Source organism: Flavobacterium fragile, assembly GCF_023634865.1.
GTDB lineage: Bacteria > Bacteroidota > Bacteroidia > Flavobacteriales > Flavobacteriaceae > Flavobacterium > Flavobacterium fragile.
On record NZ_JAMLJN010000005.1, the window covers coordinates 50,738 to 75,974 of the forward strand.

The window sequence follows — 25,237 nt, forward strand, 5'->3', positions numbered from 1 at the left end:
TTTTATATAAATATTAACTATTACTAATAATTTTACTATTAATTTTGTTTAAAATTTATTTCAATGTTACGTACGTTTAAAATTACAGCCATTTTAGAGGGAATTTCATATTTACTTTTATTTGCAAATATGCTTATTGTTAAGCCTACTAATTTAGAATTGTATAAACAATTTTTATTCCCAATTGGGATGGCTCATGGGGTTTTATTTATAGGATATGTTTTGTTAGCTTTTCTATTACAAGCCTCACAAAAATGGAATTTTAAAGTCTTTTTTTTGATTTTAATTGCTTCATTAATACCTTTTGGAACCTTTTATATTGAGAAAAAATATCTTCAAAACACATAATGAAAATCTTTAATTGGGCATACGATATCTTTAAAAGTCTTGACTTTAGCAATGATGTAGCTTCCTACTTAAATTTAGGAATAAACATTATTATTTTAATTGTTATTTCCTACTTATTAGATTATGTCTTTAAAAAAGCATTCATTATTGTTTTAGCGATTATAGCTACTAAAACCAAGTCTTCTTTTGATGACTTTTTAGTAGCCAATAAAACGGCTAAATACTTGGCTCATTTATTTCCTTTACTATTTATTTATAAGACAGTTCCTGTAATTCTTAGTAATTTCACATACTGGGAATACATTTTTGAAAAAGGAGTAAAAATTTATATCATAATCTTATCGCTTTTTATTACTCGAAGTATTTTTAATTCTCTTCGTGATTATTTAAAACAAAAACCAAGATTTAGTGACAAACCAATAGATAGTTATATTCAGGTTATTATGCTTTTTTTATGGCTATTTGGTATCGTTTCTTTTGTATTGATATTATTTGATGTAAGTAAAACTACATTACTAACAACTTTTGGTTCGATTTCAGCTATCATCATTTTAATTTTTAGAGATACTATTTTAGGTTTTGTCGCCAGTATATCCGTATCTGTGAATGATATGGTTCGTATTGGAGATTGGATTACAATGGAAAAATTTGGAGCAGATGGTAATATTATAGAAATCAATTTATCAACTGTAAAAGTTAGAAATTTTGATAATACTACTACAACAATTCCAACCTATAGCTTAATTTCTGATAGTTTTAAAAACTGGCGAGGAATGATTGATTCAGAAGGAAGACGCATCAAACGTTATATTTTGATTAAAGCGAATTCCGTAAAATTTGTTGAAAAGGATGAATTGGAAAAGTTTAAAAAAATTCACCATCTTACTTCTTATATAGAACATCGTCAATCTGATATTGATAAATACAATTTTAATAATGGAATCGATAAAAGTGTGATTGTAAATGGTCGAAATTTAACTAATTTGGGGTTGTTCCGAAAATACATAAATCAATACATTCTATCACATCCTGGAATCAACAAGGATATGCCTCTAATGGTGCGCCATTTACAACCAACTGAGAATGGTATTCCAATTGAAATTTACTGTTTTTCAAAAGACAAAACGTGGATAAATTATGAACATATAATGGCCGATGTTTTCGATCATATTATAGCTTCACTCCCCTACTTCGATTTGGAGGCTTTTGAAAATATGAGTACCACCAAATAATTAACAACTGATTATTAATAACTTATACTAACCTTCGGATATTTGGAGGTTATTTTTTTTAATTTTATACAACAAATTCATAAATAATGAAATCAAAAGAGGAATCACTTCTTGAAATTAGGGGTGCTAGCATTGGAACTATCACAGAACACTCAAGTTCAGAAGAAAAGTTTCAAAATCAGACACTCCGACCTATTTTAAAATTTCAAAACGAATTATTTATTGAGGTTTTTAGAAATTACGCTACTAAACAAAAAGGAGTATTTTTTACACTTTCTCCTGAAAAGAAAATCCAATATATCGATAATGCCATTCAACGCGATATGAAGCTTCGAAATCTATTGGAAGGGATGGTTATTGGAATGTTTACTGTAACTGAATTTAAAGATTACACTCAAAATTCCTCAAATTTGAATAAGCGAATGATGAATCTATTAATGGAACGATTAAAAAGTCAAATTCAAATAATTTAATGTGGCAATATTAGTATCATCACAAATCGCCACATTAAAATAAGTTATTCATAAAGAGATTCTCCATTTAAATCGGTACTTAAGACATCACTAATGTAGTCGAAAAACGGTCGCATGGATTGAAAGGTTGCTATCACTTCTTTCTGAAAATCAGGTGCTAACACTTCTTCATCTGAAAAGTTTCGTGTTAGTAAATATTGTTTTTTACGAATTAAATCAATAGCAGGATGCGTTTTATCGAAACCCTTTGGGGCTGTCTTTAACTCTTCGCCTTTTAATTCTCCAAAGTATTTTTGAAAATTATCTTCGGCAATAATTGCTCTTACTTCTTCATCATCCATTTCAAATTCCTTTCTAATACGATGTAAATCAGCCGCATTAGGTTCCCAAAATCCTCCGCCTACAAAACTTCCTCCCGGTTCTATATGCAAATAATAACCACCTCTAAATAAAGGTTTTGTTCTTGTGAATCCAACACTAAAATGATTTTTATAAGGAGATTTATCCTTTGAAAAACGGACATCGCGATAGATCCTAAAAATTTGAATACGTTCAATACTATCAACTTTTCCTAACTGTTCCCCTACTGAATTGAAAAAAGTTTTCATTGATTTTTGCTCAAGATCAAACTCCTTTTTATGTTCGGCAAACCATTCACGATTATTGTTTTCTTTTAGTTTGTTTAGAAATTCAATTGCAGATTTTGGTATCATAGTATTTTTTCAATTATTAATCTAAAATAAAAGTAACGTTTACATTCGATACAATTTCAATCTCTCCAATAGCTAAAGTTTCTTTCGGCAAAGATGTATCTGAAATAGCCATAGTTTTAAATTCAGCAAAAATTGGAGTAGGATAATTTGTATTGGAATTATCGGAAATTACTAGGGCCTTCCCAACTTTTTGTCCCTCTAAAACTGAAACATAATCGTCGGCTTTTTGCTTGGCATTCTGCATCGCTTTTTTACGAGCTTGAGTTTCTAACTCTTTAATTTTAGACGATTTAAATTCTACTCCTTGTATCGAATTAATACCACTTTCCACTAAATCCATCATTAATTTATCATATTTTGATAAATTTTTTAAGTGAATTGAAAGGGTTTGATTAGCTACATAATTGTACTTTTTCGTATCATAATCATAGTTTTTATATAAATTGATACGTTGGGTTTGAAAATCTGTTATAGCAATACCATTTTGCTTAATTAATTTTAAAACTTTATCTACTATTTCATCATTTTTCTTTTTTACTTCAGTTGCCTCTTTACCCGAGTTTTCCACTGCAACTGTAATTAAAGCTTCATCAGGAATTACTTTGATTTTTCCTTCACCTGAAACACTAATTTGTGAAACTGTTTTTACATCTTGTGCGTTCATTAAAGCTGTAGTGAATAACAACACCATTACAATTTTTTTCATGTCATTAAATTTAATAATTCACAGTATTCAAGATTTGTGCCAAATCACCTAGTACCTAAATTTTCTTCATTTTTGCCAAAATAAATAAAATCAAAATAGGAACCAATAGTGCTAAAACGATTTTTGGTTCTTCAGTTATAAGAGTAGGAAACTTTGCCAAAGTAATTCCAAAACCACCAATAGCGCCTCCAAAATGTGCCACGTGCCCAATATTATCATTTTTAGCTTTCATCCCGTAGATTGAAAATAACAAATACACAAATCCGAAGATATATCCTGGAATGAATCCGTACATGTATAAATTGGGTTCTAATAGAATAGCGCTATAAATGATCCCAGTTACAGCTCCCGAAGCTCCAACGGCTCTATAATAGTAATCCTCCTTATGAAAATATAATGTAAGTAGATTTCCAGCCACTAAACTTCCAAAATACAAATAAGCAAAATAAATAGGTCCTACAATATTAATAACAAATGGGGCAAACATATATAGGGTAAACATATTAAATGCCAAATGCATAAAATCGACATGTAAAAAACCAGACGAAAACATCCGAAATTGTTCACCTGAACGAATACTTCCTATATGAAATTCGTATTTTCTAAAGAAATAAGTATCATTAAAAGCTTTGTAACTTATCAAACCATTAGCTACTACTATTACTAGTAAAATAATATTCATTTGTTTTTTTTTGTAAATTTAGGAATACTTTGCCAAATTTACTTGGAACGAAAGAAGTATATTTGTAAAAATTTTAAGTAATGCAATTATTAATATATATCATTATTTATCCAATACTTTGGATAATTTCTATATTACCTTTTCCTTTATTTTATTTGTTTTCTGATATTGTTTGTTTTTTGGTCTACAACGTTATTGGATACAGAAAAAAAGTAGTTCGTTCTAATATTCAACTTGCACTTCCACAATTATCACAACAAGAGCAGTTGCAAATTGAAAAAAAATTCTACAGTCACATGTGTGATATGTTTTTAGAAATGATAAAAACAATGAGCATTTCGCAAAAAGAAATGGAAAAGCGCTTTTCATTCACTAACATGGATACATATTATGAACTAGAAAAAAAGAATAAAAGTATTGCCTTAATGTGTGCTCATTATGCAAGTTATGAATGGGTTATATCCATGAATTATTATACAAATTTTAAAGGAGTTGGTATTTATAAAAGGTTAGCTAATCCATATTTTGATAAATTGGTGAAACGCATACGATCTAAATTTAAAGCGCAATTGGTTACTACCAAAGAAACAATTCCTTACATTGAAAATAACTTTAGAAAAAACATTTTAAGTTTGTATGGATTTGCAAGTGATCAATCTCCAAGGGCAAATGCTGCTTATCATTGGACTTCTTTTATGGGACATGTAGTGCCTGTTCATACCGGTGCCGAAATGTTAGCTAAAAGATTTGATATGAATGTAATTTTCTTGAAAGTTAAAAAAGTAAAACGTGGTTACTATGAAGCTAGTTTTGAAATTTTATCAGAAGATGTCAAATCAGTACCTAATTACGAAATTACAGATACATTCATGAAATTAGTGGAAGAACAAATTTATGAAGCTCCAGAATTTTACTTATGGACACACAAGCGTTGGAAACACATTAAAGAAAAAGCTCAGTAGAAACTGAGCTTTATTTTTTTATAATTTAAACCAATTATGGACCATCTCTTTAATTTGATTGTTAGCTTCTTTATGAACAAATTCGTTTGTTTGAGGATTATACTCATAATCAACTGACCAATCTTTATGATGAACCGCTAAATCTTTAATTTTTTCGCAAACAAAAGCTATTTCTTCCGTTGTTGTGGTAGGATGAATCGACATACGTATCCAACCTGGTTTTTGAATCAAATCTCCCGAGCTAATTTTACAGACCAAATCATGCGACGTTTCTTGATCTACATGCAACAAATAATGTCCGTAAGTTCCTGCACAACTACATCCCCCACGGGTTTGAATTCCAAATTTATCATTCAAGAGTTTTACCCCCAAATTATAATGTAAGTCATCAATATAAAACGAAATAACACCCAGTCTATCTTGATGTTGATTAGCCAGAATATGAAGATTAGATACGTTTCCTAGAGCATTAAAGATATAATCTATCAGTTCGTGTTCACGGTCTAAAATGTTCTGAACACCCATTTTTTCTTTCAACTGAATGGCTAATGCAGTTTTCATCACTTGTAAGAAACCAGGAGTTCCACCATCTTCCCTATCTTCTATGTTGTCAATATATTTGTGTTCGCCCCAAGGATTAGTCCAACTCACCGTTCCTCCACCGGGACAATCAGGCACGTTGTTTTTGTATAAGTTTTGATTGAAAATTAAAACTCCCGAAGTTCCAGGACCACCTAAAAACTTATGTGGTGAAAAGAAAATCGCATCCAAATAACTTTCAGAATCTTCAGGATGCATGTTAATTTCTACATACGGTCCTGAACATGCAAAATCTGCAAAACAAACACCGTTATTTTGATGCATTAGTTTTGCCACTTCATGATAGGGAGTTTTAATTCCTGTTACATTAGAGCAAGAAGTAATTGAAGCAATTTTAAAACTTCTTTCTTTATATTTTTCTAATAAAATTTTTAGATTTTCGATACTAAACAAACCATTTTCATCGGCAGGGATGATGACAACATCCGCAATCGTTTCTAACCAAGAGGTTTGATTCGAATGGTGTTCCATGTGAGAGATAAAAACTACTGGTTTTATAGCATCAGGAATAGTAGTAAATTCTTTTAAATTTTCAGGAATACGAAGTCCTAAAATACGTTGAAATTTATTCACAACTCCAGTCATTCCCGTGCCATCAGTGATTAAGATATCATTATCATTTGCATTTACATGCTTTTTAATGATATGACGCGCTTCATGATAAGCCATAGTCATAGCAGTTCCCGTTACAGAAGTTTCGGTATGTGTATTGGCAACAAAAGGACCAAATTCATTCATCAACTTTTCTTCAATAGGACGATACAATCTACCACTAGCTGTCCAATCCGTGTAAATGATTTTCATTTCACCAAAAGGCGATTGAAATTTTTGGTCAATTCCAATTATGTCATTTCTGAACGTATCAAAGTAACATTCTAATTGGGTTTTCATAATAGTAGTTGACATTGTGATGTTATTTTTTAGTTATTCTTTTGTTGCTTTTCGTATAAAACGGTTTCAACTGTTTCAAAATCGGTTGGTTTCCCTTCGGTAACAAAGTATTTTATCAACACTTGTCCCCACAAATCTCCACAAGAAAATTCAGCAATAATCCATCTGTGATTCAATATTTTTGTGGTATTGATTAAAAATGGAATGCCATCAATGGGTTCATATGGAATTAGAGGGTTGCCATTTTTATTAGTGTTTAAAGATAATAAATCTTCTTTTACTTTAACAGCTACTTTTTGATAATCTAAATTATTAGAAAAGAAATATTCTTGTGCATCTTCATCCGTTTCTAAAGCAAAATAATTAGCATCTGTAAGTTGTGAAATAGAATCTCTTGAAGTTTTTAAATTTGCTTTTACTTTGTCTACTTCTTTTTGTTTTGCATCTAATATTTTAGTAGAATTCACGTATTGAAATACATTGAATAACAATGAGAAAATTAAAGCATACAAAATTACGTTCTTCATAGTTTTTAAATATTAATTTCTAAATTATCGTAAGCAACAAAAACGTTAACAGGTAATTTTTTTTGAATCTCTTCATGAAAACCAAATAAATGACTGATGTGAGTTAAGTATGTCGTTTTTGGACGCACCAAAGATATAAAATGTAATGCTTCTTCTAAATTAAAATGTGTAGCATGAGGCTCTTCTCGTAAACAATTAATTATCAAAACTTTACAATCTTTTATTTTTTCTATTTCAGAAGATTCGATTGTCTTTACATCAGTTAAATAGACTACATCTTGAATTTTGTAACCAAAGACTTGTAAAGATCCATGCAAAGCATCAATTGGAATAATTAATTCATCATTTACTAAAAAAGGTTGGTCTACCTTCACTTCATTTTCTATAATAGAGGGAGCGCCTGGATATTTATTTTCGGTTTCAAAAATATAATCAAAACGTTTTTCTAAATTTTTAAGTACCCTTTGATGTGCATAAACAGGAATTGGACCTTGCTTGAAATAAAAAGGACGAATATCATCTAATCCAGCTGTGTGATCTGCATGTTCGTGTGTAAACAACAAAGCATCAACTTTTTGACACATTGAGTTTAACATTTGCTGTCTGAAATCAGGCCCGCAGTCAATAATGATAGAAGCTTTTTCGGTTTCAATCCAAACCGAAACTCGCAACCGCTTGTCTTTTTCATCAGAACTTAAACAAACAGAATGATGGCTCCCTATAACAGGGATTCCTTGCGATGTACCAGTGCCTAAAAAATAAATTTTCACAGTTTTATCCTTTCGCACAAAAATAACAATAATTATGGTAGTTTTTATAAATTGATTAACTTTGCGAAAATGATTTTAGAATCCCAAACATCCTATTAAATATTTCATAAAAAAGCATGGTTACAAACATTAAAGTTCGAGGAGATAAACAAATTGAGCACGTTCCTTCAATTAAGGATAAAGCATTAAGAATTAATCTTAATGAAAACATATATGGTACCTTTGCTGAAATTGGAGCGGGACAAGAAACGGTTCGTAATTTCTTTAGAGCTGGTGCATCTTCTGGAACTATTGCTAAAGCCATGTCTGCCTACGATAAAGACTTTAGTGATGCTATTTATGGAATTGAAGAAGATGGTCGTTACGTTACAGAGAGTCGTTTACGAAAAATGTTAACGCACGAAATTAATTTAGTTGAACAGCGTTTAAGCAGAGATAAACATCCCAATAAGTTATTTTTTAGTTATGCGAATACCGTGGCAACTATCGACTTTGCAAAACAATACAAAGGTCATGGTTGGGTTGGAATAGTTTATCAAGTTGAGCCAGATGAAGCATACAACGAAATTATTCTTCATATTAGATTTAAAGAAAACGATGCTAAATTACAACAAGAAACTCTTGGAATTCTTGGTGTTAATTTGATTTATGGCGCGTTCTATAAATACAATGATCCCAAAAAACTATTACGTTATTTGTATGACCACTTAGACAAAGACCAAATTGAAATTGATACCATTAATTTTTCTGGTCCCCGTTTTGCTGAAGTTGACAATCGTTTGATGAGTTTGCAATTGGTAAAAAATGGGATGACGGATGCCGTAATGTTTGGTCCTGATGGAAAAAATATTTTACCTGCTGCTGTACTTTACAAGAAAAATATTTTAGCGTTAAGAGGAAGTTTTAGACCCGTTACTAAAGTAAATATGGACATGTATGAACGTTCCTACGAAATGTTCATTCAAGAAAATAAAGTAGATAAAGATAATACATTTGTTGTTTTTGAAATCACTCTTTCCAATTTAAAGGCAGAAGGTGAAATTGATGAACGTGATTTCTTAGATAGAGCTGAATTGCTCTGCAAACTTGGACAAACCGTTATGATTTCTAACTTCCAGGAATATTTTAAAGTAGTAGAATATTTTTCTAACTATTCTAAAGCTAGAATGGGATTAGCCATGGGTGTGAGTAACTTAATCGAAATTTTTGATGAAAAATATTATCGCCATTTATCCGGTGGAATATTAGAAGCTTTTGGAAAATTATTTTATCGTGATTTGAAAGTTTATCTTTATCCTATGAAAGATGAAAATGGAAACATCATCACATCCGAAAATCTAAAAGTGCATCCTAGAATGAAAGAACTTTATAAATTCTTTAAATTCAATGGAAAAGTAATCGATATTAAAGATTTCGACGAAAAGAATTTAGACATTTTCTCTAGAAAAGTACTAAAAATGATTTGTAATGGTGAGGCAGGATGGGAAAATATGTTACCGGAAGGAACTGCCGAAATCATCAAAAAAGAAAAACTATTCTCTTTTGCTTGTGAAGTAAACTTTAAACAACAACAAACAGAAGAAATCAATTAATATTAAATCACTCCTTTGCGAGTGATTTTTTCTTTTAACTTTTAATCTATGAATATTCGCCTTTTAGCCATAGGAAAAACTGATAATAAAGCGCTTCAAACTTTGATTGAAGATTATACTAAACGATTATCTTTTTATGTAAAATTTGATTTAGAAATTATTCCTGACATCAAAAATGTAAAAAACTTATCCGAAACCCAACAAAAAGAAAAAGAAGGAGACTTAATTCTATCAAAAATTGGCCCAACCGATCATCTAATTTTACTTGACGAAAACGGTAAAACATTTAGCAGTGAAGGGTTTTCAGATTTTTTACAAAAGAAAATGAATTCCGGTATAAAATCTTTGGTTTTTGTGATTGGTGGCCCTTACGGATTCAGTGAAACTGTTTATCAAAAAGCCCAAGGTAAAGTTTCTTTATCTGAAATGACATTTTCGCACCAAATGGTACGCCTATTTGTGATTGAGCAGATTTACAGAGGATTTACGATACTTAAAAACGAACCTTATCATCATCGATAAAATTACAATTTATAGTGCTTCATCAGCATTTTTTCGAACATCAAATCTGGTAAAATAAACTTCAGAAAAATGGAAAACTTTTGCATAAAAGCTCCTACTTTATAATGAATTTTAGGTTCTGATGTTTGCATAATCTTGTGAATAGCTTCCGCCATTTCAATAGGATTACTTCCAGAATCTACATGAGAATTTATTTCCTCTAAAGTTTTACCATAAGATTTTTCATAAGCTGAACCTTGAATTAAAGGAGCATGAAAACGCCGAGATGCTATATCAGTGGCAAAATCACCGGGCGCAACATTAGTAATTTGTATTCCAAATTGCTTAACTTCCATACGAAGTGACTCTGTTATCAACTCCAAAGCCCCTTTAGATGCAGAATAAACACCACGAAATGGTAATCCCATATAACCAGCAATCGAAGTAACATTAATAATTAATCCCGATTTTTGTTGGCGCATTTGAGGTAAAACAGCTTTCATAACTTCAATAGGTCCAAATAAATTCGTTTGGAAATTATTCATGATTTCTTCCGTAGGAATTTCTTCTAATGGTCCAGTAATACCAACGCCTGCATTGTTAATGAGAACATCAATTCTTCCTGATTTCTGTATAACTTGATTTACGCATTTTTTTATACTTTCAACATCACGAACATCAAGCTGTAATAGTTCAAAAACAGAATTTGAAATATTTTCGGGATTTCGACTCGTTCCATAAACAATATTGCCTTTTTCATGAAGAAAAGTACCAATTGATTTTCCTATTCCCGAAGAACCTCCCGTAATTAAAATAACTTTTTTCATATTCTGTATTTAATACAACAAAAATACTTTTTTTATTGATTTTAGAAAGATTAATCAGAAGTATAATTTAGAAACTTATTTCTCTCTTCTTTTCAAAACCTCTACTACATCTTGTAATTGAAAACCTTTCGCTTGCAATAAAATCAAATAGTGAAACAATAAATCGGCACTTTCAGATAAGAACAAATCGTCATTGTTGTCTTTAGCTTCAATGACTACTTCAACGGCTTCTTCTCCTACTTTCTGTGCTATTTTATTGATCCCTTTAGCGAATAATGAAGCTACATAACTCTTTTCCGCATCGGCATTTTCTTTGCGATTTGCAATGGTATTTTCTAATTTTGATAAAAACCCAAATTCTTGATTATTAGTTTCTTGCCAACACGTATCTAAACCTGTGTGGCAAGTTGGACCAACAGGTTTTACTTTCACTAAAAGCGTATCATTATCGCAATCTTCTTTAATAGAAATTAGTTCTAAAAAGTTGCCACTCTCCTCGCCTTTTGTCCATAATCGGTTTTTAGTACGACTGAAAAAAGTTACTTTTTTTGTTGCTATTGTTAGGTCTATAGCTTCTTGGTTCATGTAGCCCAACATTAAAACATTTTTCGTTTCGTTGTCTTGAATAATGGCTGGAATTAGGTTGTCTGGGTTTTTGTTGAAGTTTATTTTCATGATATTTTGTTACACAAAGTTCCACTAAGTTAAGCACGAAGTTTCACTAAGTTTTATTTTAAATTAATTCTTATTTCTATAATCTGATGTTAATTTCTTTTCCTTTTAAATATTTTTTTAATTTAGGAATTTCGATTTCTTGATAGTGAAAAACACTAGCGGCTAAAGCGGCATCAGCATTTCCATTGATAAAGGTTTCTGCAAAATGTTCCATAGTTCCCGCACCTCCAGAAGCGATGATAGGAATGTTTACGATTTCAGACAATTTGGCTAAGGCTTCATTGGCGAATCCGTTTTTGGTACCGTCATTGTTCATGGATGTGAATAGAATTTCTCCTGCACCACGTTGCTCGACTTCTTTTGCCCAATCGAATAAATTCAATTCAGTAGGCACTTTTCCTCCAACCAAATGAACTATCCATTCGCCATCAATTTGTTTCGCATCGATAGCTACAACAACACACTGACTTCCATATTTGGCTGCAATCTCGTTTATCAAATTTGGATTTTTAACGGCTGAAGAATTAATCGAAATTTTATCCGCTCCATTGCGAAGCAAAACATCCACATCAGCAAGGGAAGAAATGCCACCACCAACTGTGAATGGAATATTAATTGCAGCTGCAACTTTTCGAACTAAGTCGATTAAAGTAGCGCGACGTTCTTCTGTAGCGGAAATATCTAGGAACACAAGTTCGTCTGCACCAGTTTCAGTGTATTTCTTTGCTAATTCCACAGGATCACCAGCATCTTTTAAATCCACAAAGTTGACCCCTTTTACGGTTCGTCCGTTTTTGATGTCTAAGCAGGGAATGATTCTTTTTGTGAGCATATAGTATTAAGATTTGAGTATTAAAAATTAAGACAAAATGTACTTTTCTAATTGCTTTAAACTGATTCTGCCTTCGTAGATGGCTTTTCCTATAATGGTTCCTTCGCAACCTAGTTCGGCTAACTTTGGTAATTCATCGAAAGTGGAAATTCCTCCTGAAGCGATGAGTTTTAAACTCGCTTCTCGAATTCGCTCGAAATGACAAACTTGATTTGACAAATCGGAATCTAAAATTCTTTTGTATAATCCAAAACTTGGTCCTTCTAACATGCCGTCTTTTGAAATATCGGTACAAATCACATATTGAATGCCTTCTTTCTGATAATTTTGAATAAACGGAATTACTTCTTCTTTTGATTCTTCCAACCAACCTGAAATCACTACTTTTTCATTCATAGCATCCGCTCCTAAAATAATTTTATCAGCTCCATATTGTTTGATCCAATTTTTGAAAACTTCTGGTTGTTTGATGGCAATACTTCCGCCTGTGATTTGATTAGCACCACTTTCAAAAGCATTTTTTAAATCGGCATCGGATTTTAATCCTCCACCAAAATCGATTTTTAAACTCGTTTTTGAAGCAATTTGTTCCAATACTTTGTAATTCACAATTCGACTGGATTTTGCACCATCTAAATCGACTAAATGCAAATACTGAATTCCATGTGCTTCAAACGATTTGGCTACTTCAAGCGGATTTTCGTTGTATATTTTCTTCGTGTCGTAGTCGCCTTTGGAAAGTCGGACGCATTTTCCTTCGATGATATCTATAGCTGGGATTATTCTCATATCAAGTTCAATTTCAAGAGCAATTTCAAGCTCAAATTATAAGTTTAAAAAGTTTTTCAAAATTTGTTCTCCGAGGATGCCACTTTTCTCAGGATGAAATTGTACTCCGAAAAAGTTATCGCGTTTCAATGCTGTGCTGTATTCGTGTTCATAATTCGTGGTAGCAATTGTATTTTCAGACAAAGACGCATAAAAACTGTGTACCAAATACATGAATTCGTTTTCTTTAATTCCTTCAAATAATGGCGTTTTCAGATTATAAATCGTATTCCAACCCATTTGAGGAACTTTTACTTCTTGAGAAAATTTCACAACATTGACATCAAAAATTCCTAATCCGTTGGTATTTCCTTCTTCTGAATGTTTACACATCAATTGCATACCCAAACAAATTCCTAAAACCGGTTGTTTCAGGGTTGGAATCAATACATCTAATCCACTATTAACCAACATTTTCATAGCACTACTAGCCTCTCCTACACCAGGAAAAATTACTTTATCAGCTTTCTTTATCGTTTTCCAATCATTTGTGACAATTCCTTCAAAACCCAATCGTTCCAAAGCGAATAAAACACTTTGAACATTTCCAGCTCCGTAATCTATTATTGCTATTTTCATATTTATATAGTCGCAGTTTTCAGTCGCAGTCGCAGTTCAAATCGAGTTATTTCTGCCAACTGAGACTGTGACTGATTACTTTTTTTTATAACATTCCTTTTGTACTTGGTAAAATCATTTTTTCTGTATCTCTTTTTACCGCTACTTTAATTGCTTTTGCGAAAGCTTTGAAAATCGCTTCAATTTTGTGGTGTTCGTTTGTGCCTTCTGCTTTGATGTTCAAATTTGCTTTTGCTCCATCAGTAAACGATTTGAAGAAGTGAAAAAACATTTCGGTTGGCATTTGGCCAATCATTTCACGTTTGAATTCTGCTTCCCAAACCAACCAATTTCTTCCTCCAAAATCAATCGCTACTTGTGCTAAACAATCGTCCATTGGTAAACAAAATCCGTAGCGTTCGATGCCTAATTTGTTGCCTAAAGCTTTTGCGAAAACTTCGCCTAATGCAATTGCTGTATCCTCAATTGTGTGGTGTTCGTCAACTTCTAAATCGCCTTTCACTTGAATATCTAAGTCCATTTGTCCGTGACGCGTAATTTGGTCCAACATGTGATCGAAAAAGGAAATTCCTGTGTTAATGTTGCTTTTTCCTGTTCCGTCTAAGTTTAAAGTGATAGCGATATCCGTTTCATTAGTAGTTCTTTTGATAAAAGCTGTTCTTTCCTCCAATTTCAAAAACTCATAGATCTTTTGCCAATCTGTTGTTTGTAAAGCGATTACATTTTGGAGTTCTTCCAATGAAGTTGCAATTTCATTTCCGCCCAAATTTTCTTCATTTTTGATGAAAATCGCTTTCGAGCCTAAGTTTTTAGCCAATTCCACATCGGTAATTCTATCGCCAATTACGAATGAGTTTTCTAAATCGTATTCCGAATTGTTCAAATACTTCGTTAACATTCCCGCTCTAGGTTTTCTAGTAGGCGCATTGTCTTCTGGAAAACTTTTGTCAATAAATATTTCATTGAATGTTACACCTTCATTTTCAAATGCTTTCAGAATAAAATTTTGGGTTGGCCAAAACGTTTCTTCCGGAAAACTATCTGTTCCTAAACCATCTTGATTGGTGACCATTGCCAATTCAAAATCCAATTCTTTTGCTATTTTACTCAAGAATTGAAACACTTTTGGATAGAATTCTAATTTAGTTAGACTATCTAATTGGTAATTTTCTGGTTCTAAAACCAAAGTTCCATCTCTATCGATAAATAATACTCTTTTCGGCATTGTTGATGGTTTTTAATAATTCAATAATTTGTTCGGTTTCTTCTTTAGTTCCAACACTAATTCGCAAGCAATTTTCGCATAAAGGTTGATTACTTCTGTTACGAACCACTACTCCATTATCGATAAATTGTTGGTATCTAAAATTCGCATCATCTACTTTAATTAAAATAAAATTCGCATTCGAAGGATATATTTTCTCAACAAATTCGTATTTTGACAATGCCTCTATTAGTTTGTTTTTCTCTACCAATATTTTTTTAACTTGAGCAGGCATAGTACTTTGCAGCAATTTTTTGATTGCGGTTTCTTGGGAAACTCCATTAATATTATATGGCGGTTTAATTTTGTTTAAAACTGAAATAATTTCCTTAGAAGCAAATAAAATTCCAATTCGTAAACCCGCCATGGCATAGGCTTTTGACAACGTTTGTGTGATAATCAGATTGGGGAAATCTTTTAATACGGTTAACCAACTCACTTCATTTGAAAAATCGATATAAGCTTCATCAATTACGACCAAACCTTTAAATTGATTCAAAATCTTTATGATAGCCGCATCATCAAAAGAATTTCCTGTTGGATTGTTTGGCGAACATAAAAAGATAATCTTGGTATTGTTATCCACAGCATTTAGAATCGCTTCCACATTCGGTTGAAATTCCTCATTTAGCAATACTTCACGATTTTCGATGGCATTAATATTTGCCAAAACTCCATACATTCCATACGTTGGTGGCAATGTTATGATATTATCTCGATTGGGTTCACAAAACGCTCTAAAAATCAAATCTAATACTTCATCACTTCCGTTTCCTAAAAGAATATTTTCTTTTTGAACGTTATTTTTGTCAGCAATAATGGCTTTGAGTTCCTTTTGTTGCGGATCTGGATAACGATTTATACCATTAGAAAACGGATTTTCATTGGCATCCAAATAGATCATAGGCTTTGTAAATTGTTCAAATTCATCGCGTGCTGAAGAATAAGGACTCAGTTTTTTGACGTTTTCTCGGATTAAGTTTTCTAAATTCATAGTTTTTTATTTTAATCTTAAAGTAACAGCGTTTTTGTGTGCTTGTAAACCTTCGGCTTCTGCCATAATTTCTATTGCTTTTCCAATGTTTTGAATTCCGATTTCTGATATTTTTTGAAAGGTCATCGCCTTCATGAAACTATCTAAATTTACACCACTGTAGCTTTTAGAATAACCATTTGTTGGTAGCGTGTGATTGGTTCCAGAAGCATAATCGCCAGCACTTTCTGGTGTATAATTTCCAATGAAAATCGAACCTGCATTTTGAATTCCATCAACAAAATAGTCTTCATTTTTAGAACATACAATGAAATGTTCTGGACTGTATTCATTAATTAATGATAATGCTGTTTTTTCAGTTTCAACAAAGATTAATTTAGAATTATTAATAGCCACTTGTGCAATTTCTTGTCTTGGAAGTTCTTTTAATTGTTTGTAGATTTCTTCTTCTACATCATTTAGTATGTTTTTATTGGTAGTAACCAAAATCACCTGGCTGTCTTTTCCGTGTTCGGCTTGACTTAACAAATCAGAAGCCACGAAACTAGGGATAGCCGTTTCATCTGCGTAAACCAATAACTCACTTGGACCTGCAGGCATATCGATAGCTACATCATTTTGAGAAGCAAATTGTTTTGCAATCGTTACAAATTGGTTGCCAGGTCCGAAGATTTTATACACTCGCGGAATGGTTTCCGTTCCGAATGTCATTCCAGCAATGGCTTGAATTCCACCTACTTTGTAGATTTTAGTTACACCACACAAATCGGCTGCGTATAGAATTGCGGCATTAATTTTTCCATTTTTATCCGATGGCGAACACAAAACAATTTCTTTACAACCTGCTAATTTAGCCGGTACCGCCAACATTAAAACCGTTGAAAACAAAGGAGCAGTTCCGCCTGGAATATACAAACCGACTTTTTGAATCGGACGTTTTTCTTGCCAACACGTAACTCCGATAGTTGTTTCTACCACAATTTTATCTGTTTTTTGACCGGCGTGAAATTGTTCAATGTTCGACTTTGCCAATTGAATAGCTTCTTTTAGTTCCGTTGAAACTTCATTTTTAGCAATTTCAATTTCTTCTTGTGTAACTTGAATATTTTCTAAAGTAACGCCATCAAAGAAAGAAGCATACTTTGCAATGGCCTTGTCTCCTTTTTGTTGTATTTCTTTGAAAATTTGTTTTACCGTTTCTTCTACATGAGAGAACGTTTGCGTTGGTCTCTTGCAAATTTCTGACCAAATTTCGGGTTGTGGATTGTATATTTTTTTCATGATTCTTTTCTCTTTTTTCTATTCTCTATTCGCTATTTTCTTTTAAAGGACCATTTTTTCTATTGGGCAAACCAAAATACCTTCAGCTCCCGCTGCTTTTAATTGGTCAATAACTTCCCAAAATTGATCTTCATCAATTACAGAATGTACGCTACTCCAACCTTCTTCGGCTAATGGCATCACTGTTGGACTTTTTAAAACAGGAAGAATTTTACTGATTTTTGCAATTTTATCATTCGGAACATTCATCAAAATATATTTCGATTTTCTTGAACGTAAAACGGCTTGAATTCGGAATTGAAGTTTTTGCAATAATTTTTCTACATCTTCCGAAATCTGAGGTGAAACTGCTAAAACAGCTTCACTTTTTAGAATCACTTCGACTTCTTTTAAACCGTTTTTAAATAAGGTACTTCCGCTTGAAACAATGTCTACAATGGCATCTGAAAGACCAATGTTTGGTGCAATTTCAACCGAACCTGAAATTTGGTGAATGTCCACTGAAATTCCTTTTGAAGAAAAATAATCTACAACAGTTTTGGGATAGGAAGTAGCCACTCGTAATCCGTTTAAATCTTGGATTGAATTGTAGTTGAAATTCTTTGGAACCGCTACTGAAACTTTGCATTTGGAGAAACCTAATTTTTCCGCAATTTGAATGTTTTGCCCTTTTTCAACTAGAAGATTATCTCCAACAATCGCAATATCAACCACGCCATCAATCAAATATTGTGGGATATCCGAATTGCGTAAATAATAAACTTCTAATGGAAAATTGGAAGCAGTAACTTTGAGTTGGTCGTTACCATTATAAATTGAAATGCCACAATCTTTTAAGATTTGGATACTTTCATCGTGTAATCTACCTGATTTTTGAATAGCAATTTTTAATGTGTTCATTTTTAAATTTTGTTTTAAAAAAGCACACCAAGGGATTTTAAAAATGCTTAACAATAAAAAACCCGCTTGATGTACTCAAACGGGTTTTTAGTTTATATGATTTTATTACATATCATCACTACCTCGCTTGAGCGTGGAAAAAATGATGATGATGATGTAATTGATTTAAAAACATAATTTCTGTTATTATTTAACTGTGCAAAGTTAACAACTAAAATTTCGAATAAACAAAATGTTTTTAAAATTTTATGTTTTGTTTAATGATCGTCTCCTTCTGTTTCATTTCCATTGTTTTCAGCAGGAACAGCAACACTAGCAGCATTTGCTCTAATTTCGGTGTGACGAATTTCACCTCCAGTAGTTCCTGTTTGTTTTCCTATAAAAACTCCAGCAATAGCAATTACGGCAGCTAAATAAGAAACTAAATTTGCTTTTGCGTGATTTTTTATATTCAAATACAATCCAATTAATGAAACTAATCCAAGAGCATATAAAACAATAGCTAACTTCTCAGCCATTTCTTCATGTTCGTGAATAAACTGTTCTGTTACAGAAGGTAAATTTTCTGCGATTTCTTCAGCTCCCTCTCCAGTAGCCATACTTACAGCACCAAAAATAGCTGCAACGATAAAAAGTACATAAGCTACATTTTTAACAACATTGTTTTTTAAAAAAATTCCTGTTACTAAAACTCCTAATCCAAAAATGGTCCCAATTATCGGAAAATGGTTAACGACCATATGTAAATGCGCTTCATTCATAATATTTTGATTTTAAAATTAAACACTAACTCCAAATAGATAGCCTACTGCTGCAGAAATTACCATAGCAATTGTTCCCCAAATAGTAATTCGTAAAATTGCCTTTATGATGTTCGATCCTCCAGCTTTTGCAGCTGTTGTACCCAGAATTACCAAGAAAAAAATAGTGAAGCCGTAAAGCCAATATTCCATTCCTTTAACGGGTGAAAAAAGGACTACTAAAAGAGGTAAAACGCCTCCAACAGTAAAAGCGGCACCAGAGGCCAAAGCTGCTTGAATGGGTTTAGCTTGGCTTATTTCGTTGATTCCTAATTCGTCTCTAACGTGTGCACCAAGAGCATCAAATTCTGTTAATTCTTTCGCTACCAATTCAGCTGTTTCCTTTTTTAAACCTCTTTTTTCATAAATCTGAGACAAAATCTTCAATTCTTCATCTGGTGATTCTAGCAATTCTCTTTTTTCTCTCTCAATATCCGCTTTTTCTGTATCCGTTTGAGAACTTACAGAAACATATTCACCGGCTGACATAGATAATGCACCAGCTACTAAACCAGCAATTGTTGCTAGTAAAATAGGTTCTTTATCAGAACTAGCAGTTGCAACACCAACAGCCAAACTTGAAATAGAAATTATACCATCGTTTGCACCTAAAACAGCTGCTCTAAGCCAATTACTTCTGTTGATGTAATGACTATCTAAATAGTTGTCAATTGTTACCATATATATTCAATTGTATTTTAAAGATAGTTATTTTTTTATTTAGTTCAAGTCGAAAACACCTTTTACTAAAATTCTGGATTCTTGATGTACATTTTCATCAGATTTAATTTCAGTAAAATTTTCAGAAACTTCACCTAATTGTACTAAAGTTTTCTTGAAACTGTATGTATTATTGGCTTCTTCAACTAATAATAACACAAAATTTTTGTCACCACTTTTAAGTACTGCATCATTAGGAACACTTAAACCTCTTTTTGTTGTCAGAATTATTTTAGCTTCTACAAACATACCTGATAAGAGTTTTTCTTTTAATTCAGGTTGTAACAAACCTAATACCGAAATACTTCTGTCTTTATTCTCGATAGATTTACCTACTACTTTTACTTTTGATTTATAAACTTCTTTTGAAGCCTGGGGAATCGTAAATTCGATATTTTGTCCTTCTTTAATTTTTAAAATATCACTTTCAAAAACGTTTAGGTTTAATAATAAATGTTGGGTATCCACTACTTCCATAATCACATCTGAAGGCGACATAAACATTCCTACATTGGCATTCATAACTGTAATATCTCCAGAAATTGGTGCAGTTAAAGTAATTACCGAAGTAAATTTACCTTTCTCAACATTTGATGGATTGATATTTAATAGCAATAATTTTTCACGCAAACCTTGATACATTCCTTTTGCCTGACGATAATCACTTTCTGCTTTTAAATAGTTTTTTTGCGAAGTAATTTTCTCATTGTACAACGTTTTTTGACGCTCAAATTCAGATTTTAAGTAATTGATTTGTTCGGCTACTTCTACATAATCTTTCTGAATGTCTAAGTATTCTGTATTCTCTAATGTTACTAAAACTTGTCCTTTTGAAACTTTATCTCCCACTAAGAACTGAGATGATTTTACATATCCACCAATGAAAGGTGTAATTTTTGCGCGGTATTGTGGGGGTACATCTATCTTACCTGCAGCAGAAACGGTAACATTAAATTCATTTTCGGTTAATGTCGCAATTTCCATTTTGGAAGATTGAAATTGTTCTTTGGTAACTGTTATCAATCCGTTGGTTGGAGTTACAACTTCGGCTTTTTCTTCTTTACAAGAAATGAATAATCCGATTAAAGCTATTAAAATACTATTTTTTATCATTAGTTCTCGATGTTAAGGTAATATAAATCTAATATGGTTTTGTTGTGTTGCATAACAGCATCTAAATAATCAACTTGAATAGTTGAGGCATTTTCCAAACTTAAAATAAATTGAAAAAAGTCGATTTCTCCTTGCTTGTAACTATTATTCGCTACTTTGATGATTTCTTCAGACACTTTTTTGCCGTACTCTGTATAATACAAAATGGCCTGCTGTTGTTGCTCTAATTCTTGTTGCTTTTGTTTAATATAAGCTTCTATTTTTGTCTCCTCTTGTTTCTTTTGAGATTCCCAAGCTTGTGATTCTAATTTAGCAACTTTAGATTTTGCAAGATTGCCGTTAAATAAAATAGGAACGGCTAAACCTATTTGAAATCCATACAATGATTGTGATAACCCACTATTTTTTCCTTGAAAGTATTGCAAACTTAAATCGGGTAACCAATTTTGATTTTGCAATTTTTTATTAGAGCTATAAATTTTTGTAAAAGATTCTAAATGTGAAAAATATAACTCTTTACTTGAATTTAAACTTACAGCAGAAATTGGGGTTGCATTTGAATTTAAAATTTCAATTTTATCATCACTTTGCACTAAAGATTGTAGCAATTCTAATTGTGCTTTCTTTTCTTTTTCTAGTTGCGACAATTTAGTTTTAATTTGACGGAATTTAGCTTCTGCAGTAATTTTTTCTAGATAATTGGTTTCACCTAATTCAAACTTTCGATTGCTAGCTTTTGAAAAATTTTGGTACAAACTATCTAAATAACGATACAATTTTTCTTGATGTTGTACATTTACAATTTGATAGTAAACTTGAGAAATTTGCAATTTGAGCTTATTTTGCTGGATATCAAATCCCGTTTTCTCTTTTTCATATTCTGCATTGTATAATTTCTTTTTAGCACCATAAACAGTGGGAAAAGCAAATGTTTGTTGGGCTCCAAAAACCTTCAAGGGTAATTCATTTAAGGCTAAATTATTTTGGTCATAGCTATAATAAATAACGGTTTTATCAAAGTCGTAAGCCAATTTTGTTGCTTGTTTCGCTTTTTCAATTTTTAATTGACCTGCTTTAATTCCTGCATTATTAGAAAATGCTTTTTGAATTAGGTTATCTAATTCTGGATTATTTTGTTGTGAAAAACCAATTATTGGTAATATCAGCAATAAAATCATCATAAAATCTGATTCTTTCACTTTTTTAAATTTAGGACGTTTGAATTCTTTTTCATCTAAAATTTTAAATAAAATAGGAAGCACTATCATGGTTAAAAGTGTTGCAGTGAATAACCCTCCAATAACTACCGTTGCTAAAGGACGTTGTACCTCCGCGCCCGCAGAAGAAGAAATTGCCATTGGTAAAAAACCAAGAGCTGCTGCCGAAGCCGTTAATAAAACCGGACGTAAACGATCTGTTGTTCCTTTTAAAATAAGTTCATTCATATTCGTCATTCCATGATGTTTTAATTCTTTGAAATGTTCAATTAATACGATTCCATTTAATACGGCGATTCCGAAAAGCGCAATAAATCCGACTCCTGCAGAAATACTAAACGGTAAATCGCGTATCCATAAAAATAAAATTCCTCCTACTGCTGATAATGGAATAGCTGAATATACCATCAAGGCTTCTTTTATAGAACCAAAAGCAAAATGTAATAATACAAATATTAAGAATAGTGCAATAGGAACTGCAATCATCAAACGCGCTTTGGCACTTTGTAAATTTTCAAACTGACCACCATACGAAATACGATAACCATCTGGTAAATCAACTTTAGCTTCAATAATTCGTTTGGCATCATCTACAACACTTTGCAAATCGCGGTTACGAACGTTGATTCCTACCACAATTCTTCGATTGGTATTGTCTCTAGAAATTTTAGCGGGTCCGTAAGTGTATTCGATTTTAGCAAGTTCACGTAAAGGAATTTGTTCGCCACTTGGAGTGGTAACATATAAATTTTGTAAGTCTTCTAAATTTTTTCTGTTAGTTTCATCTAAACGAACAACCAAGTCAAAACGTTTCTCACCTTCGAATACATTTCCAGCTGTTTTTCCTGCAAATCCTAAAGCGATCATGTCATTCAAATCGGCAATATTTAGTCCAAATTGTGCTATTTTACTTCTGTCGTATTGTACATACATTTGAGGTAAACCTTCTGTTTTTTCTATAATTATGTCGGAAGCCCCTTCTACATTTTTAATTGCTTTTTCAATCTCATGAGCTTTTTGAGCCAAAATATCTAAGTCTTCACCAAAAATTTTAATGGCTACGTCTGAACGAGAACCTGAGATTAACTCATTGAATCGCATTTCGATAGGTTGAGTAAATTCCACTTCCATATTTGGAATTTTTTTCTCAATAGCTGCTTTTATTTTATCGGCTAATTCATCTTTTGTTTCTGCTGAAACCCATTCCGATTTTGGTTTTAATTTTACAATTACATCACTTTCTTCCATACTCATTGGATCTGTCGGAACTTCTGCAGCTCCAATTCTTGATACCACTTGGTCTACTTCAGGAAAGTTTTTTAAGATAATAGATTCAATTTTAGTTGTAGTTTCAATGGTTTTTGATAATGATGTTCCCGTTTTCAAAACAGGTTGAATTACGAAATCTCCTTCATCTAATGTTGGGATAAATTCTCCTCCCATGGTACTAAAAACTCCTACTGCAGTTAGTAATAAAATAACGGCACCATAAATTACTTTTTTGGTATTATGCAAAGCCCAAGTAATTACGGGTAAGTAATACGAATTCAATTTATTTATTAAACGATGAGAGAATGAATTCGGATTTTCTTCTTTTGGTTTTAAGAAAATTGAAGAAATAACGGGAACATAAGTAAAACAAAATATCATAGCACCAACCAAAGCAAAACTAAAGGTCATCGCCATTGGTTTGAACATCTTACCTTCTACTCCAGAAAGAGATAAAATAGGAATAAAAACAATTAAAATAATCAACTGTCCGAAGATAGCCGAATTCATCATTTTTGAAGCACTTTTGTAAGTGATTTGGTCAATTTCATCCTGTTGCTCTTTTTTACTCATACCAACTAATGTGCTCGATTTTGCAGCAATTTGAAAGGCTATAAATTCGACAATAATTACGGCTCCGTCGATTATAATTCCAAAGTCGATAGCACCTAAACTCATTAAGTTCGCATCGATTTTAAAAATATTCATGAAAGAAATAGCAAACAACAAACACAATGGAATTACAGAAGCTACGACTAATCCAGAACGCCAATTTCCTAATAAAAGAACCACTACAAAAATTACAATCAAACAGCCTAAAATTAAGTTTTCGGCTACTGTGAATGTGGTTTTGCCTACTAATTCGCTTCGCTCTAAAAAGCCGTTGATATGAACACCTTCGGGTAAGGTTTTTTCAATTTCTGCCACTCTATGTTTTACGTCATCAATCACTTGTTTAGAATTGGCACCTTTAAGCATCATTACTTGACCCAACACTTTTTCGCCTTCTCCATTTCCTGTAATAGCACCAAATCTGTTAGCGTGACCAAATTTTACTTCGGCAATATTTTTAACGTAAACAGGAATACCATTTACATTTTTAACAACTATGTTTTCTATATCTTCTAGTTTCGCAACTCTACCTTCACCACGAATGAAATAACTTTGATTGGTTTTTTCTATGTAAGAACCACCTGCAATACTGTTGTTTTTCTCAATGGCATTAAACAATTCAGTTACAGTAATATTCATAGCTTTCAAACTAGAAGAATGAATGGCGATTTCGTATTGTTTTAAATAACCACCCCATGTATTTATTTCTACAACACCTTTAACTCCAGATAATTGTCGCTTTACAACCCAATCTTGAATGGTTCTTAAATCAGTAGTCGAATAACGATCTTTGTATCCAGGTTTTACTTCTAAAGTATATTGATACACTTCTCCTAAACCCGTTGTAATCGGACCCATTTCAGGAGTTCCAAAACCTTGAGGAATTTTTTCTGTAGCCGTTTTAATTTTTTCAGCAATTAACTGTCTTGGTAAATAAGTTCCCATATCTTCTTCAAAAACAATGGTTACAACAGATAAACCAAATTTTGAAATAGAACGAATTTCTTTAACTCCTGGTAAATTTGCCATTTCTAACTCTACAGGATACGTAATGTATTGTTCAATATCTTGAGTTGAAAGATTTCGAGAAGTAGTGATAACTTGAACTTGATTATTCGTAATATCAGGTACTGCACCGATTGAAATTTGGAAAACAGAGAAAATTCCGTACCCAAAAACTCCCAAAGTAAAAAGGAGAATAATTAGTTTATTACGTAAACTAAAAGCAATTATTTTTTCTAACATTTTATAAATTTTAAAGTAAACAAAATATATTTATCTCATTTGTAGATAAATACAAGTAGATCATTAAAAATGATACTTTACAAA

Annotated in this window: 25 protein-coding genes; 6 read left to right on the top strand and 19 right to left on the bottom strand. The window is 32.1% G+C overall.

The features are described 5' to 3' along the window. Positions 1-63 precede the first annotated feature (63 nt). The 3 genes from NAT47_RS07300 to NAT47_RS07310 all read left to right on the top strand — a co-directional run bounded on the left by NAT47_RS07300 (position 64) and on the right by NAT47_RS07310 (position 2,053). Entirely contained in the window at positions 64-348 is a 285-nt protein-coding gene (locus NAT47_RS07300; protein WP_250581741.1) for a DUF3817 domain-containing protein, read from the top strand. After that, positions 348-1,580, top strand: a complete 1,233-nt coding sequence (locus NAT47_RS07305; RefSeq protein ID WP_250581742.1) for a mechanosensitive ion channel family protein — start codon at positions 348-350, stop codon at positions 1,578-1,580. The genes NAT47_RS07300 and NAT47_RS07305 overlap by 1 nt, the downstream gene beginning before the upstream one ends. A gap of 86 nt (positions 1,581-1,666) precedes the next feature. After that, on the top strand, positions 1,667-2,053 hold the full coding sequence (locus NAT47_RS07310; protein ID WP_250581743.1) for a glyoxalase: 387 nt from the start codon (positions 1,667-1,669) through the stop codon (positions 2,051-2,053). Between the two features lie 44 nt (positions 2,054-2,097). On the opposite strand, the gene NAT47_RS07315 is transcribed toward NAT47_RS07310, so the two are convergent. Genes NAT47_RS07315 through NAT47_RS07325 form a run of 3 tightly spaced genes read right to left on the bottom strand, consistent with a single transcriptional unit; the run spans position 2,098 to position 4,154 of the window. Continuing rightward, the gene (locus NAT47_RS07315) at positions 2,098-2,766 is read right to left on the bottom strand and encodes a DUF2461 domain-containing protein (protein WP_250581744.1); all 669 of its coding nucleotides are present in this window, start codon (positions 2,764-2,766) and stop codon (positions 2,098-2,100) included. Between the two features lie 16 nt (positions 2,767-2,782). Beyond that, positions 2,783-3,472, bottom strand: a complete 690-nt coding sequence (locus NAT47_RS07320; protein WP_250581745.1) for an SIMPL domain-containing protein — start codon at positions 3,470-3,472, stop codon at positions 2,783-2,785. 55 nt (positions 3,473-3,527) lie between these two features. Next, the gene (locus NAT47_RS07325; protein WP_250581746.1) at positions 3,528-4,154 is read right to left on the bottom strand and encodes a rhomboid family intramembrane serine protease; all 627 of its coding nucleotides are present in this window, start codon (positions 4,152-4,154) and stop codon (positions 3,528-3,530) included. A gap of 80 nt (positions 4,155-4,234) precedes the next feature. Here NAT47_RS07325 and NAT47_RS07330 point away from each other — a divergent pair, with 80 nt between their 5' ends. After that, positions 4,235-5,116 (top strand): lysophospholipid acyltransferase family protein, encoded by an 882-nt coding sequence (locus NAT47_RS07330; protein ID WP_250581747.1) that lies wholly within the window; start codon positions 4,235-4,237, stop codon positions 5,114-5,116. Positions 5,117-5,134: 18 nt separating this feature from the next. Here NAT47_RS07330 and NAT47_RS07335 read toward each other — a convergent pair whose 3' ends face one another. The 3 genes from NAT47_RS07335 to NAT47_RS07345 are packed head-to-tail and all read right to left on the bottom strand — an operon-like array spanning position 5,135 to position 7,904. Next, entirely contained in the window at positions 5,135-6,622 is a 1,488-nt protein-coding gene (locus NAT47_RS07335; RefSeq protein WP_250581748.1) for an aminotransferase class V-fold PLP-dependent enzyme, read from the bottom strand. 14 nt (positions 6,623-6,636) lie between these two features. Continuing rightward, on the bottom strand, positions 6,637-7,134 hold the full coding sequence (locus NAT47_RS07340) for a hydrolase (RefSeq protein ID WP_250581749.1): 498 nt from the start codon (positions 7,132-7,134) through the stop codon (positions 6,637-6,639). Between the two features lie 5 nt (positions 7,135-7,139). Continuing rightward, entirely contained in the window at positions 7,140-7,904 is a 765-nt protein-coding gene (locus NAT47_RS07345; RefSeq protein ID WP_250581750.1) for an MBL fold metallo-hydrolase, read from the bottom strand. Positions 7,905-8,020: 116 nt separating this feature from the next. Here NAT47_RS07345 and NAT47_RS07350 point away from each other — a divergent pair, with 116 nt between their 5' ends. Beyond that, positions 8,021-9,496, top strand: a complete 1,476-nt coding sequence (locus NAT47_RS07350; RefSeq protein ID WP_250581751.1) for a TonB-dependent receptor — start codon at positions 8,021-8,023, stop codon at positions 9,494-9,496. Between the two features lie 48 nt (positions 9,497-9,544). After that, positions 9,545-10,018, top strand: coding sequence for a 23S rRNA (pseudouridine(1915)-N(3))-methyltransferase RlmH (rlmH, locus tag NAT47_RS07355; protein WP_250581752.1), 474 nt, complete (start codon positions 9,545-9,547; stop codon positions 10,016-10,018). A 2-nt stretch (positions 10,019-10,020) separates the two neighbouring features. Here rlmH and NAT47_RS07360 read toward each other — a convergent pair whose 3' ends face one another. The 13 genes from NAT47_RS07360 to NAT47_RS07420 all read right to left on the bottom strand — a co-directional run bounded on the left by NAT47_RS07360 (position 10,021) and on the right by NAT47_RS07420 (position 25,153). Then, on the bottom strand, positions 10,021-10,824 hold the full coding sequence (locus NAT47_RS07360) for an SDR family oxidoreductase (protein WP_250581753.1): 804 nt from the start codon (positions 10,822-10,824) through the stop codon (positions 10,021-10,023). 75 nt (positions 10,825-10,899) lie between these two features. Then, positions 10,900-11,499, bottom strand: a complete 600-nt coding sequence (gene hisIE / locus NAT47_RS07365; protein ID WP_250581754.1) for a bifunctional phosphoribosyl-AMP cyclohydrolase/phosphoribosyl-ATP diphosphatase HisIE — start codon at positions 11,497-11,499, stop codon at positions 10,900-10,902. Between the two features lie 76 nt (positions 11,500-11,575). Next, positions 11,576-12,331, bottom strand: coding sequence for an imidazole glycerol phosphate synthase subunit HisF (gene hisF, locus NAT47_RS07370; protein WP_250581755.1), 756 nt, complete (start codon positions 12,329-12,331; stop codon positions 11,576-11,578). Positions 12,332-12,358: 27 nt separating this feature from the next. Beyond that, entirely contained in the window at positions 12,359-13,120 is a 762-nt protein-coding gene (gene hisA / locus NAT47_RS07375) for a 1-(5-phosphoribosyl)-5-[(5-phosphoribosylamino)methylideneamino]imidazole-4-carboxamide isomerase (RefSeq protein ID WP_250581756.1), read from the bottom strand. 36 nt (positions 13,121-13,156) lie between these two features. Next, positions 13,157-13,738, bottom strand: a complete 582-nt coding sequence (gene hisH, locus NAT47_RS07380; protein ID WP_250581757.1) for an imidazole glycerol phosphate synthase subunit HisH — start codon at positions 13,736-13,738, stop codon at positions 13,157-13,159. A gap of 85 nt (positions 13,739-13,823) precedes the next feature. Beyond that, positions 13,824-14,963, bottom strand: coding sequence for a bifunctional histidinol-phosphatase/imidazoleglycerol-phosphate dehydratase HisB (gene hisB, locus NAT47_RS07385; protein ID WP_250581758.1), 1,140 nt, complete (start codon positions 14,961-14,963; stop codon positions 13,824-13,826). Further along, the gene (hisC, locus tag NAT47_RS07390) at positions 14,935-15,996 is read right to left on the bottom strand and encodes a histidinol-phosphate transaminase (RefSeq protein ID WP_250581759.1); all 1,062 of its coding nucleotides are present in this window, start codon (positions 15,994-15,996) and stop codon (positions 14,935-14,937) included. The genes hisB and hisC overlap by 29 nt, the downstream gene beginning before the upstream one ends. A 6-nt stretch (positions 15,997-16,002) precedes the next feature. Next, positions 16,003-17,277: a histidinol dehydrogenase gene (gene hisD, locus NAT47_RS07395; protein WP_250581760.1), complete on the bottom strand. Its 1,275-nt coding sequence runs from the start codon at positions 17,275-17,277 to the stop codon at positions 16,003-16,005. Positions 17,278-17,319: 42 nt separating this feature from the next. Next, positions 17,320-18,177 carry an ATP phosphoribosyltransferase gene (gene hisG, locus NAT47_RS07400; RefSeq protein WP_250581761.1) on the bottom strand — a complete coding sequence of 286 codons (858 nt, stop codon included), beginning with the start codon at positions 18,175-18,177 and terminating at the stop codon, positions 17,320-17,322. Positions 18,178-18,434: 257 nt separating this feature from the next. Further along, a complete protein-coding gene (locus NAT47_RS07405) occupies positions 18,435-18,938 on the bottom strand; it encodes a hypothetical protein (RefSeq protein WP_250581762.1) in 504 nt (167 codons plus the stop codon). Positions 18,939-18,956: 18 nt separating this feature from the next. After that, positions 18,957-19,658, bottom strand: a complete 702-nt coding sequence (locus tag NAT47_RS07410; protein WP_250581763.1) for a VIT1/CCC1 transporter family protein — start codon at positions 19,656-19,658, stop codon at positions 18,957-18,959. Positions 19,659-19,697: 39 nt separating this feature from the next. Further along, positions 19,698-20,810 carry an efflux RND transporter periplasmic adaptor subunit gene (locus NAT47_RS07415; protein ID WP_250581764.1) on the bottom strand — a complete coding sequence of 371 codons (1,113 nt, stop codon included), beginning with the start codon at positions 20,808-20,810 and terminating at the stop codon, positions 19,698-19,700. Further along, positions 20,810-25,153, bottom strand: a complete 4,344-nt coding sequence (locus NAT47_RS07420; protein ID WP_250581765.1) for a CusA/CzcA family heavy metal efflux RND transporter — start codon at positions 25,151-25,153, stop codon at positions 20,810-20,812. The genes NAT47_RS07415 and NAT47_RS07420 overlap by 1 nt, the downstream gene beginning before the upstream one ends. Positions 25,154-25,237 lie beyond the last annotated feature (84 nt).